The organism is Pseudomonas sp. P97.38 (assembly GCF_001269745.1).
In the GTDB taxonomy this organism is placed as follows: domain Bacteria; phylum Pseudomonadota; class Gammaproteobacteria; order Pseudomonadales; family Pseudomonadaceae; genus Aquipseudomonas; species Aquipseudomonas chlororaphis_E.
The window spans coordinates 36725-48708 of the sequence record NZ_LHVJ01000036.1; the positions used below are offsets into that span (position 1 = coordinate 36725).

The window sequence follows — 11984 nt, forward strand, 5'->3', positions numbered from 1 at the left end:
GCTGATCACTCTTTCAACCGCCGATAACTCTGCACCGCCGCGCCCAACACCACCGCGCCGGCCAATATCGCCAGCCAGAAACCACTGCGCGCGCCAAAGGTGTCCACCAGCCAGCCGGAGCCGGCCGCACCGATTGCCACGCCGATGCTCAGGCCGGTCACAAGCCAGGTCAGGCCTTCGGTGAGCCTGGCCGGCGGCACGAGACGCTCCACCAGGGCCATGGCGACGATCAGCGTCGGCGCAAAGGACAGCCCAGCGATGAACATCGCCACCGACAACCCGGTGATATTGGACGCCAGCAACAACGGCAGCGTCGTCAACCCCGTCCCTGCCCCACCGTACAAAAACAGCAGCGGCAAGGGCAGCTTTGAACGAAGCGCACCGAAGGCCAGTCCCGCCAGGCACGAACCGAAGGCATACACCGACAGCACGATACTCGCCGCCGCCGGTTGCCCCTGTTGTTGGGCGAACGCCACGCTGACCACGTCCACCACGCCGACGATGGTGCCCATGGCCATCATCAACAGCAGCAACAGCAACACGTCACCCGAAGCGATGATCGAGCCCTGGTGCTGGGCCTGATGCGGGTGCACCGGTGGCTCGGTGCCGCGCTGCAAGACAAACGCCGTCACCCCAAGCGCCAGCGCCAGCACCGACGCCAGCGGCCCCGCCTCCGGAAACGCCACCACGCACAGACCCACCGACAGCGGCGGCCCGACGATGAAACACACTTCATCGAGCACCGACTCCAACGCATAGGCGGTGCGCAATTGCGGCTGGCCGCGGTACAACTCGGTCCAGCGCGCCCGCACCATGGCCGACATGCTCGGCATGCAACCGGCCAGGGCGGCGAACACGAACAGCGTCCATTGAGGCGCCTGCAAGCGCGTGCACAGCAACAGCAGCGCCAGCGCCCCGCCACCGAGCAGCGCGGCGATCGGCAAGACACGTCCCTGGCCGAAACGGTCCACCAGGCGCGACACCTGCGGTGCACAGAACGCAGTCGCCAAGGCAAACGTCGCCGCCACTGCGCCGGCCAGGCCATAGCCACCCTGCAATTGCGAGAGCATGGTGATCAGGCCGATGCCCGTCATGGAGATCGGCATGCGCGCCACCATGCCGGCCAGCACGAACCCCAGGCTGCCGGGGGCGTTGAACAGTTCGCGATAGGGGTTTGCCATGGGCTACGGGCCTTAACGGGGGCCTGCAACTTGCCACAAAGGACGACCACGGGGGAAGCGCCCAAATGTGGTGAGAATGTGAAGACTGTCTGGCACGAGTGAACTCTCCAGGCCTCACGTCAGTCAGCCTATAAAGCCGTCCAGTGAAGGTGCCCATTCATGCAGATTTCCCTCGCCCAACAAGTCGCCCTCGTCACCGGCGCCAGTTCCGGCATTGGCGCCGGTGCCGCCAGGGCGTTGGCGGACGCCGGTGCCGCCGTGGTGCTCAACTACCATTCCAGCGCCGGCCCGGCCGAAGACCTGGCCCGCGAGATCAATGACAACGGCGGGCGCGCACTGGCCGTGGGGGCTGATGTCTCCCGGGAAGAGGACGTCGAACGGCTGTTCGCCAAGACCCTGGAGGCCTTTGGCACGCTGGATATCCTGGTGGCCAACTCCGGCCTGCAAAAAGATGCGGCCGCCGTCGACATGAGCCTGCAAGACTGGAACACCGTGATCGGCACCAACCTCACCGGCCAGTTCCTGTGCGCCCGCGCCGCCCTGCGCATCTTCACTCGCCAGGGCATTCGCCAGGGCGTGTCCCGGGCAGCGGGCAAGATCATCCACATGAGCTCGGTGCACCAGCGCATTCCCTGGGCCGGCCACGTCAACTACGCGGCCTCCAAGGGCGGTGTCGACCTGTTGATGCAAAGCCTGGCCCAGGAAACCAGCCACCAGCGTATCCGCATCAACAGCATCGCCCCCGGCGCCATCAGCACGGCCATCAACCGCGACGTCGTCGAGGGCGAACAGCGGCAGAAACTGTTGGACCTGATCCCCTACGGTCGCGTCGGAGATGTGGAGGACGTTGCCAACGCAGTGGTGTGGCTGGCGTCGGACCTGTCTGACTATGTCGTGGGCACGACCTTGTTCATCGACGGCGGGATGAGCCTTTATCCGGGGTTTCGCGGCAATGGCTGATCATGACGAACCGCAAAGCCCCATCGAGAACCACGGCATCATCGGCGACATGCGCACCGCCGCATTGGTCAACGACCGCGGCAGTGTCGATTTTTTCTGCTGGCCGGAATTCGACAGTCCGTCGATCTTCTGCTCGCTGCTGGACACCCCGGCGGCAGGCATCTTCCAACTCGCGCCAGACCTGCCGGATGCGCGTCGCCAGCAAATCTACCTACCCGACACCAACGTGCTGCAAACCCGTTGGCTGAGTGACGGCGCCGTGGTGGAAATCACCGATCTGCTGCCCATCGGCGACACCGAGGATGACCTGCCCGTACTGATGCGCAAGGTGCACATGACCGTGGGCAGCGCGACGTTTCGCATGCGCTGCGCGGTGCGCCACGACTATGCCCGCGCCGCCACCCAAGCGCGCCAGGACCAGGCCCATGTCTGCTTCGAGGCGCCGGGGCAACCGAGCCTGCGCTTGTGTTCCGATCAGGCCATGACCCTGGACGGCGACGCGGCAGTGGCCGAATTTACCCTCGAACAAGGCCAGAGCGCCGAGTTCCTCTTGGGCGGCATCGACGATCCGCGGCTTCAGGACGACGTCAGCGGCATCTGCCTGGAACGGACCCTGGCGTTCTGGCGTGGCTGGATTGGCCAGTCCAACTATCGCGGGCGCTGGCGGGAAATGGTCAACCGCTCGGCCCTGGCCTTGAAGCTGCTGACCTCGCGCAAACACGGCGCCATCCTCGCCGCCGCCACCTTCGGCCTGCCGGAAACCCGCGGAGGCGAACGCAACTGGGATTACCGCTACACCTGGATCCGCGACGCCTCCTTTACCGTCTATGCGTTCATGCGCCTGGGCTTCGTCGAAGAAGCCAACGCCTACATGCGCTGGTTACGGGGCCGGGTCAGCGACTGTTGCGAACAGCCGACCAAACTCAACATCCTGTATGGCCTGGACGGCCGGCTGGAGCTGCCCGAAAGCGAATTGCCGCACCTGAGCGGCTTCGGCAATGCGCAGCCGGTGCGCATCGGCAACCTGGCCTACCAGCAGATCCAGTTGGATATCTTCGGCGAACTGATGGACGCGGTGTACCTGGTCAACAAGTACGGCGAGGCCATTTCGCACCAAGGCTGGAAACACACGGTCGAGGTGATCGACCAGGTCTGCGAGGTCTGGCAGGACGCCGATGTCGGCATCTGGGAAATGCGCGGCGAGAAACAGCATTTCCTGCATTCGCGGCTGATGTGCTGGGTCGCCGTCGACCGCGCCATCCGCCTCGCCGAAAAACGCTCCCTTCCCGCCCCGTTCGCCCGTTGGGATGAGACCCGCCAGGCGATCTACGAAGACATCTGGACAAACTTCTGGAACGACGAACACCAGCATTTCGTCCAGCGCCTGGGCAGCACCGCCCTCGACGGCTCGATGTTGCTGATGCCTTTGGTCCGCTTCGTCAGCGCCCGCGATCCGCGCTGGCTCTCCACCCTGGACGCCATTGAAAAGAGCCTGGTGCGCGACGGCATGGTGTACCGCTACCGCAACGACGACAGCCCCATCGACGGCCTCAGCGGCACCGAAGGCTCCTTCGCCGCCTGCTCGTTCTGGTACGTCGAATGCCTCGCCCGCGCCGGCCGCGTGGAAAAAGCCCAGTTGGAGTTCGAACAACTGCTGCGCTACGCCAACCCCCTGGGGCTGTACGCCGAAGAATTCGACAGCCACGGCTACCACCTGGGCAACACCCCCCAGGCCCTGACTCACCTGGCACTGATCAGCGCGGCGAGTTTCCTGGATCGCAAGTTGAGCGGGGAGAAAAATCATTGGCAGCCGTGAGCTGCCGATCCGTTGAACTGTTGGTCCGTGGCGAGGGAGCTTGCTCCCGCTCGACTGCGCAGCAGGCGCAAGATGCCTGGGGCCGCTGCGCAGCCCAACGGGAGCAAGCTCCCTCGCCACGGGACGGCGGGTCAGTTAACGGGGCAGCTCCACATCATCCAGCGCCCGGTCAGCCAGCAACGCACCCAACTCGATCAACTGCAAAATCCCCAGTGCCACATGCCGTCGCGAGCCCTCCAGTTCGAATGCAAGGTCACTGACCATGGCGTTGGCCGAGGCCAAGGTTTCGCTGAGGCTGGTCAGCACCGATTCGGTATTGAGGCCCGGGACCACTGAAAATACCTGCCCATCTTGGGTGTCGGGTTTGGCCGGGGTCGCGGCAGACAAATGCGCGTCCAACGCCCGGTCGGCGGCTTCGCGGAGTTTTGGGGTATTGAAGGTGGTGTAGGCGGAAAGGTTTCCGGCTTTTGGAGGGTTGGGGGTGATCTTGACCATGACATGAATCTCCATTCAACGGTGGAGTTCGCCATTCCGCGACCAAGCAGAGGGTGGCGAACTGTACGCAGGTTGGTCGACCAGGGAATGGAAACCCGGCAGGGCCCAAAGCCCTCCCACGCACAGTCAGCCATAAAGCAGACAACCGCTCACGCGGCATCGTGCGCCATTCTAAACCCGGGCGACCAAACCCGGTCGCTGATTTTGCAGCGACCATCACAGCCTATCCCCGGTATTTCCTAACCGACAACCGCCGCGACTCGTCAGAAAATTCCTTTCCACCTAATTTTTTGTAGGACACCCACCCGTGGCGAGGGAGCTTGCTCCCGCTCGACTGCGCAGCAGGCGCAAGATGCCTGGGGCCGCTGCGCAGCCTGAACGGGAACAAGCGTCCTCGCCACAGGTGCAGTACCTCGGTTGTGCGGGTCACTTTATCCGCGACAAGGTTGCGAGCCCCCCAAACCCCTCCTAAGATCGATGCACCCATGGGTGCAGCGGAGCTGCCCGACAACCCGACTCAAGGATCCGACATGTCCCGTATACAACGCCCCATCACCACAGCGCCCCGAACAGGCCTGACCCGCGCAGACCTCTGGGAAGGCCAGGACCGGGGGCTGATCAAATGCTGGGAAATCGGTCGCGAACGCGCGACGCGGTTTCCCGAACTGGCCCAACGCTGCCTGGCCGGCGAGTTGCCGGTGCTGGGTTGGAAAGGCGGCGTGAGCCGCAGCCTGAAGAAGAACGAAAAGTTCGGCTGCCTCAAGTACCTCGCCCAATGGCAAGGGCTGCGGGGCGAAGACCTGGACATCGACTTGTCCCAGGAACATACGCTGACGTGCTCCAGCACGAACATGATCGTGACATTCACGCCGGATCGGACCAAATACGTGAACCAGGAACCCGCCTGAGCACCGCCAGGCGCTGCCGGAGACCGATATGAACCTAGCGCCAACCGTCAGCTACGCGGTGACACCGCTGCTGCGCATCGCCTACGAGGAACACGGGTCGGCCAGCGGCGAGCCGGTCATCCTGCTGCACGGCTTCCCCTACGACCCCAGGGCCTTCGATGACGTCGCCCCGGCGTTGGCCCAGCGCGGCTATCGAGTCCTCGTGCCCTACCTGCGCGGCTATGGCCCGACCCGGTTCAACAACCCGGCGATCATGCGCTCCGGCCAACAGGCGGCGCTGGCCCAGGACCTGCTGGACCTGATGGACGTGCTGGGCATCGGCCAGGCGACGTTGTGCGGTTATGACTGGGGCGGCCGGGCGGCATGCATCGTCGCCGCGTTGTGGCCGGAGCGCGTGCGCGGCCTGGTGACCGGCGATGGCTACAACCTGCAGGACATCCCCCACTCGACGCAACCGCTGGCCCCGGAAACCGAATATCGCCTGTGGTACCAGTATTATTTCCACACCGCACGGGGCGTCGAAGGGCTGACGAAAAATCGCCGTGAGTTGTGCGAATTGCTCTGGCGCCTGTGGTCACCCACCTGGGCCCGAGGCGCGCAATGCTATCCCCTCAGCGCCCCGTCGTTCGACAACCCGGACTTCGTCGAGGTGGTGATTCATTCCTACCGCCATCGCTTCATGTATGCGCCGGGGGACCCGACCCTGGAATGGATGGAGGAACGGCTCGCCGCACAACCGTTAATCAGCGTGCCGAGCATTTCCCTCTGCGGCGCCGACGACGGCGTGGGCCCCGCCACTGAACAAGATGAGGACGCGGCACATTTCAGCGGTGCTTATGAACGGCGGGTGCTGGCCGGCGTGGGCCACAACATTCCCCAGGAAGCGCCCGAAGCCACGCTCAAGGCATTGCTTGATCTGCTTGAAGGCTGACCGAAAACCGCTCGCGATACGCCTGGGGCGTCACCCCCATGGCCCGCAGGAAGCTGCGGCGCAGGGTTTCTTCGCTGCCAAAGCCGCACTGCATCGCCACCCGCTTGATCGGCACCACGGTATCGGCGAGCAGGCGGCGCGCGGTTTCCACACGAATCAATTCGACGGCCCGCGCCGGGGTCTGGCCGGTGTCGGCGCGGTAGTGACGCACGAAACTGCGCTCGCTCATGCCCACCTCGGCGGCCAGGCTCGGCAAACCCAGGTCACAGGTCAGATGCTCGGCGATCCAGGCATGCAGTTCATCAAACCGGCCGCCGTTTTTCTGCAGTGACAGGGTCACGCTGAACTGCGACTGCCCGCCCGGCCGCTTGAGGAACACCACCAGGTGCCGGGCGACCTCCAGGGCCACCGCGCGCCCCAGGTCATCCTCAACCAGGGCCAGGGCCAGGTCGATACCGGCCGTGACACCCGCCGAGGTCCAGACCGGGCCATCGTTGATGAAGATCGGGTTGGGTTCGACTTTGAGTTGCGGGTGCTGTTCGGCCAGTTGTTCGCAGCGGGTCCAGTGGGTGACCACGCGCCGCCCGTCCAGCCATCCGCTGGCGGCCAGCAGGAACGCGCCGGTGCACACGGACGCCACCCGCCGAGAACGCGTGCCGTGATCCTTGACCCAAGCCACCAGCGCCGGATCCTTCGCCGCCTCGTACACGCCCCAGCCGCCGGCAATCAGCAGCGTGTCGCTGCGCTCGGTCGGCAGCGGTTCGGCCATCAGCGCCAACCCGGCAGAAGACATCACCGCTCCGCCGCCTACGGCGACCACCGTTGGCGCATAAGGCAACGGCAGGCCTTGCTGGCGAGCCAGGTCATTGGCCGATGCGAACACCTGCAACGGCCCGGTGACATCGAGCACTTGCACGTTGGCGAAGGCCAGGACATGAACGGATTTAGGGGTGTTGGGCATATTGGCGTGATTCGTGGGGTTATTGGCGTATTCGCCAGAGCCTAAGGGCCTAAAGTGAAATCGTCCAGCCCCCGGGCATTACTCAAGGAGAAAAGCATCATGACGCTGCACATCGGTTTACTGCTGTTTCCCCAAGTCCAGCAGTTGGACCTGACCGGACCGTATGACGTGCTGGCCTCGCTGCCGGACGTGAAAGTGCACCTGATCTGGAAAGACTTGGCGCCAGTCACCTCCAGCACCGGCCTGGTGCTGCTGCCAACGACCACATTCCAAGACTGCCCGAAGCTCGACGCGATCTGCGTCCCGGGTGGCACCGGTGTCGGGGCATTAATGGAGGATGAGCAGGTCCTGGACTTCATCAGGCAACAGGCTAGCCATGCGCGGTACATCACCTCGGTGTGCACCGGTTCGCTGGTGCTCGGTGCCGCTGGCTTGCTGCAAGGGAAACGAGCCACCACCCACTGGGCCTATCACAGCTTACTGCAAACCCTGGGTGCGACCCCGGTCAAGGAGCGCGTGGTGCGTGACGGCAACCTGATCACCGGCGGTGGCATCACGGCGGGCATCGACTTCGCGTTGACCCTGGCAGCCGAGCTGTTCGACCAGCCCACGGCCGAGTTGGTCCAGTTGCAATTGGAATACGCTCCGGCGCCGCCGTTCGATGCCGGCAGCCCCGAGACCGCACCGGTGTCAATCCTGGAGGAAGCGCACCGGCGCACGGCGGAATCGTTCCGGGTACGCTCGCAGATTACCCAACGCGCCGCCGCACGATTGTCCATCACCGCCTAGTGACCGGTGGCGAGCGGAGCAGTCCGCTCGCCACCGAAGGCCACGCTCAGTAAGGGCTGGCGGTAGGCCGCACGATCAACTCGCTGACGTCCACATCCGCCGGTTGCTCGATAGCATAGGCAATCGCCCGCGCGATGGCTTCGGCGGGGATGGCAATCCGCCGGAATTCGCGCATCTCCGCGCGTCCCCCTTCATCGGAAATGCTCTCGGCCAGTTCCGACTCCGTTACGCCGGGAGAAATCACCGTCACCCGCACATCGCCGCCCACTTCCTGGCGCAAGCCTTCGGAAATCGCCCGCACCGCGTACTTGGTGGCGCAGTAAACAGCGGCGGTCGGGCTGACCGCGTAGGCACCAATCGAAGCGATGTTGATGAACTGGCCACTGCGCTGACGCTGCATCAGCGGCAAGCCGGCGGCGATGCCGTGGAGTACGCCGCGAATGTTGACGTCGATCATGCGATCCCACTCCTCGACTTTCAGTGCTTCGAGCTTGGAGAGCGGCATGACGCCAGCGTTGTTGATGATCACGTCAACCGTGCCGAAACGTTCGACGGCGAAATCAATCAGGTTCTGGACCTCTTCACGGCGGGTCACGTCCACGGTCTTGCAAACGGCTTGTTGGTCGGCGGCTTCGAGTTCCTGCACCAACGCCTGCAAGCGGTCGATACGTCGGGCGCCAAGCACCACACGGGCGCCACGGGCGGCCAACAGTCGTGCGGCGGCTTCACCAATCCCGCTGCTGGCACCGGTGATCACCACTACTTTGTTTTGAATATCGGACATGATGGTTTCCTCGTCTGGGTGTGTTGGCTCCCGGTAGGAGCGCTCTGACAAATCCAGATTAGGGAAACGACAAGGGTTGGGGTTAGCCGAATCCTCCTGTGCACTTGCACGATCCTGTAGCGATCACACCACCCCTGGCCGCCCGCCGCGCAATCGGTTTTACTAGGCTCTGTTTGAAAAGTCTTGAGACGAAGGTCAGGCAAGGCGAAAACCGGCGAGGAACGGCCGGGGTCGCGCTCGACTTTACTGGAGTAAATGAGCATTCCGATCGGACTCGCGCACGAGCCGGTTTTCAACGCAGCATGAACGAGTATCAAGGTTTTTCAGACAGAGCCTAGCGCAGTTCACTCATTGGGTCAGGGAGATTGATCAGCATGTCGGTATCGCCCATGCACAGTGCGCCAGACGACGGCGTCAACCAACGCCGCGCTGAACTGGCGGAGCTGATGAAACGCTTCGCTCCGCAAGACGGGGTCTACGCCACCGCCATCGACACCTTGAACATTGTTCGCTGTGACCAGCCCACCGATGCCCTGCACGTGGTGCACAAGCCGGGCTTGTGCGTAATCGTCGAGGGCCGCAAGGAGGTGCGCCTGGCGGACGAACGCTACGTGTACGACCCGCTCAATTACCTGGTGGTCTCCGTCACCCTACCGCTGGCCGGGCAAGTGGTCGAAGCCTCTCCAGAGCGCCCTTACTTGTGCGTTCGCCTCGACATCGATCCGGCGCAGATCTGTCGCCTGATCGCCGACGCCAGTGCCATCGGCGTACCGCCTCCGAAAACCGGGCGCGGCCTGTTCCTGGACCGCATCGACTCGCCCTTGCTGGACGCCGTATTACGTCTGTTGCGGCTGCTGGACAGCCCGGACGATATCGCCACTCTGGCGCCCCTGGCTCAGCAGGAGATTTTCTACCGGCTGCTGCGTGGCACCCAAGGCCAGCGCCTACAAGAAATTGCCATCCCCGATACCCAGACCCACCGCATCAGCCGCGCCATCGAATGGCTCAACACTCATTACGCCGAGCCGTTGAGCATCGACAGCCTCGCGCAAATGATCAACCTCAGCCCTTCGGCATTGCATCACCGCTTCAAAGCCGTAACAGCCATGAGCCCGCTGCAATACCAGAAGCAGCTACGCTTGCAGGAGGCCCGGCGATTGCTGTTGGCGGATAACAGCGACGTCTCGTCAATTGGCTACAAGATGGGGTATGAGAGCCCGTCGCAATTCAGCCGGGAGTACAGCCGCCTGTTCGGTGCTTCGCCGAGCAAAGACATTGCCCGGCTGCGGGCCCAGGCGTTGCAGGTCGACAGCGCTTGAAGCCAGGCCGGCGGATCGGCACTTTTCCACAGGCGAAAAAAAACCCGCCGAAGCGGGTTTTTTGAGGACCAATTTGACTTCCTGTCTGGCATTCCTTGCCTGGTCCCATCATCCATGACCCCAAGCACTCCCTGTACTCAGTGGATGGACACAGATTAGGCCCACCGGTGATTCGAAAAAAGACGAGAAAGCAGCAGCGGCGTGTAAGCAATTCGCTATACCCGCTCTTTCTGACTTTTTGATGGACGAAAAAAAACCCGCCGAAGCGGGTTTTTCCAAGACCATTACGACTCCCTGTCGATAGCTATCCTTGCAAGGTCGATCGTCCCTGATCCTGAGCACATCCTGTGCTTCAGTGGATGGGGCCAGATTACGCTTCGGATCCAAAGTGCAATAGACGAAATAGCTACTATTGCGTGTAAGACATTCGCTATACCGGTATCCTCCAAAACCTTGCATCTGGTCAGGCATGACAGCCAAGTCCGCTCAGGACTTGCCCAGGAACGCCTCGATATTGGCCATTTGCTCGTCCCAGCCACGGCTGTCCATACGAAAAGCCTTGAGCCGACGCGCCTCGGGAATGGCGTTGAAGCCGGACTCCACCACCTTCAGCAAGGTGCCGCCGTTCATGTCTTCGAGTTCGAATTGCACCCGTGTCTCGGGCTCCTGGGAGTAATCCACGTCGGGCTCGATGGCGTAGGGATGCCAACGAAACGAGAACACCCGCTCGGGCTCCACCCGCTCCACCGCCACGTCCCAGATGAGGTGTTGGTAACCTGGATAAGTGATTTGCCCCTGGGTACGCTCACCCGCCACGAACCGCTTCCCCTCAAGCGCGACACCGAACCACTGCCCAAAAGCTTCGGCATTGGCCAAGGCTCGCCAGACTTGAGCCCGCGGGACCTTGAGCAGGATCTTTCTTTCAATGCGATCGGATGAATGCATGGGTCACCTCCTGTGTTCAACAGTAGGCTTGTAAGACCACAAGGCCAACCGGAAAGTTGTATCAGGTCGTTGTTTCCAGCCCGGTGCCCCTGACCGATGTAAACTCCCCCAGCCATTTCACCTCTCAAGGAGAGACCCGGTATGTCCCCACGCCTGCTTCTGGCCCTGACACCTCTGCTATTCATCAGCCCTGCCCAAGCCGACGACTGCGCCAATGCCATGACTCAAGGCGATATGAACCAATGCTCGGCCCAAGAGTACAAGGCGGCCGACAAAGAGCTGAATGACCTTTACAAGCAGATCACGGGACGCCTGAAGGACAATCCCGAGGCCAAGCAGATGCTGGTCAAGGCACAGCGCGCCTGGATCGCTTTCCGTGACGCCGAATGCGACTTCTCCGCCTCCGGGGTCGAAGGCGGCAGCGTTTATCCACTGATCTACAGTACCTGCATGACCACGCAGACCAAGACACGGGTTGAAGCATTCAAGGCCTACCTCAACTGCAAGGAAGGCGACTTGAGCTGTCCAGTGCCCGAGGCTTAAGCGCCCTGCCAACAAAAAGGATGGCCTCTTCTACAGGTCATCCTTTTTTGGGGCTGACTTTTTTCAGCGCAAAAACAAAACCCCAACTGCTTTCGCAATTGGGGTTTCGGAATTCAATCTTGACGATGACCTACTCTCACATGGGGAAACCCCACACTACCATCGGCGATGCATCGTTTCACTTCTGAGTTCGGGATGGGATCAGGTGGTTCCAATGCTCTATGGTCGTCAAGAAATTCTTGAGCCAGCGCGCTTTTCAGCGTTCCAGCGAATCGGGTATGTGATCGGGTGTGAGCCGCAAACTTTCGGTTCGTTTCGTCTTCACCACACCGCAATCTGGCTTTCTAAGCGC

At 62.5% G+C, this 11984-nt stretch carries 12 protein-coding genes and 1 rRNA gene; 7 read left to right on the forward strand and 6 right to left on the reverse strand.

What is annotated here, in order from left to right:
- Positions 1–5: 5 nt before the first annotated feature.
- Positions 6–1181, reverse strand: coding sequence for an MFS transporter (locus AD664_RS26650; protein ID WP_053151607.1), 1176 nt, complete (start codon positions 1179–1181; stop codon positions 6–8).
- Positions 1182–1340: 159 nt separating this feature from the next.
- Here AD664_RS26650 and AD664_RS26655 point away from each other — a divergent pair, with 159 nt between their 5' ends.
- Together AD664_RS26655 and AD664_RS26660 are read left to right on the forward strand one after the other, a co-directional pair.
- The gene (locus tag AD664_RS26655; protein ID WP_053151610.1) at positions 1341–2141 is read left to right on the forward strand and encodes a glucose 1-dehydrogenase; all 801 of its coding nucleotides are present in this window, start codon (positions 1341–1343) and stop codon (positions 2139–2141) included.
- Positions 2134–3957: a glycoside hydrolase family 15 protein gene (locus tag AD664_RS26660; protein WP_053151613.1), complete on the forward strand. Its 1824-nt coding sequence runs from the start codon at positions 2134–2136 to the stop codon at positions 3955–3957. The genes AD664_RS26655 and AD664_RS26660 overlap by 8 nt, the downstream gene beginning before the upstream one ends.
- Before the next feature lie 135 nt (positions 3958–4092).
- Here the strand turns inward: AD664_RS26660 and AD664_RS26665 are convergent, their stop codons facing one another.
- Positions 4093–4452, reverse strand: a complete 360-nt coding sequence (locus AD664_RS26665) for a DUF6124 family protein (RefSeq protein WP_053151616.1) — start codon at positions 4450–4452, stop codon at positions 4093–4095.
- A 530-nt stretch (positions 4453–4982) separates the two neighbouring features.
- Between AD664_RS26665 and AD664_RS26670 the strand changes: the two genes are divergently transcribed.
- Positions 4983–5360 carry a hypothetical protein gene (locus tag AD664_RS26670; protein ID WP_053151619.1) on the forward strand — a complete coding sequence of 126 codons (378 nt, stop codon included), beginning with the start codon at positions 4983–4985 and terminating at the stop codon, positions 5358–5360.
- A gap of 28 nt (positions 5361–5388) precedes the next feature.
- The gene (locus AD664_RS26675; RefSeq protein WP_053151622.1) at positions 5389–6291 is read left to right on the forward strand and encodes an alpha/beta fold hydrolase; all 903 of its coding nucleotides are present in this window, start codon (positions 5389–5391) and stop codon (positions 6289–6291) included.
- Here AD664_RS26675 and AD664_RS26680 read toward each other — a convergent pair.
- On the reverse strand, positions 6260–7252 hold the full coding sequence (locus AD664_RS26680) for a GlxA family transcriptional regulator (RefSeq protein WP_053151625.1): 993 nt from the start codon (positions 7250–7252) through the stop codon (positions 6260–6262). The two genes, AD664_RS26675 and AD664_RS26680, sit on opposite strands and share 32 nt — an antisense overlap.
- Before the next feature lie 99 nt (positions 7253–7351).
- Here AD664_RS26680 and inhA point away from each other — a divergent pair, with 99 nt between their 5' ends.
- Complete coding sequence (gene inhA / locus AD664_RS26685; protein WP_053151630.1) at positions 7352–8041, forward strand: isonitrile hydratase; 690 nt, start codon at positions 7352–7354, stop codon at positions 8039–8041.
- Between the two features lie 46 nt (positions 8042–8087).
- On the opposite strand, the gene AD664_RS26690 is transcribed toward inhA, so the two are convergent.
- Positions 8088–8825, reverse strand: coding sequence for an SDR family oxidoreductase (locus tag AD664_RS26690; protein ID WP_053151633.1), 738 nt, complete (start codon positions 8823–8825; stop codon positions 8088–8090).
- A 374-nt stretch (positions 8826–9199) separates the two neighbouring features.
- Here AD664_RS26690 and AD664_RS26695 point away from each other — a divergent pair, with 374 nt between their 5' ends.
- Positions 9200–10144 carry an AraC family transcriptional regulator gene (locus AD664_RS26695; protein ID WP_053151636.1) on the forward strand — a complete coding sequence of 315 codons (945 nt, stop codon included), beginning with the start codon at positions 9200–9202 and terminating at the stop codon, positions 10142–10144.
- Between the two features lie 486 nt (positions 10145–10630).
- Here AD664_RS26695 and AD664_RS26700 read toward each other — a convergent pair whose 3' ends face one another.
- On the reverse strand, positions 10631–11089 hold the full coding sequence (locus tag AD664_RS26700) for an SRPBCC family protein (RefSeq protein ID WP_053151639.1): 459 nt from the start codon (positions 11087–11089) through the stop codon (positions 10631–10633).
- Between the two features lie 141 nt (positions 11090–11230).
- On the opposite strand from AD664_RS26700, the gene AD664_RS26705 reads away from it, so the two are divergent.
- Positions 11231–11632, forward strand: coding sequence for a lysozyme inhibitor LprI family protein (locus AD664_RS26705; RefSeq protein WP_053151642.1), 402 nt, complete (start codon positions 11231–11233; stop codon positions 11630–11632).
- Between the two features lie 117 nt (positions 11633–11749).
- Here the strand turns inward: AD664_RS26705 and rrf are convergent.
- Positions 11750–11865: ribosomal RNA gene (gene rrf, locus AD664_RS26710) — 5S ribosomal RNA — on the reverse strand.
- Positions 11866–11984 lie beyond the last annotated feature (119 nt).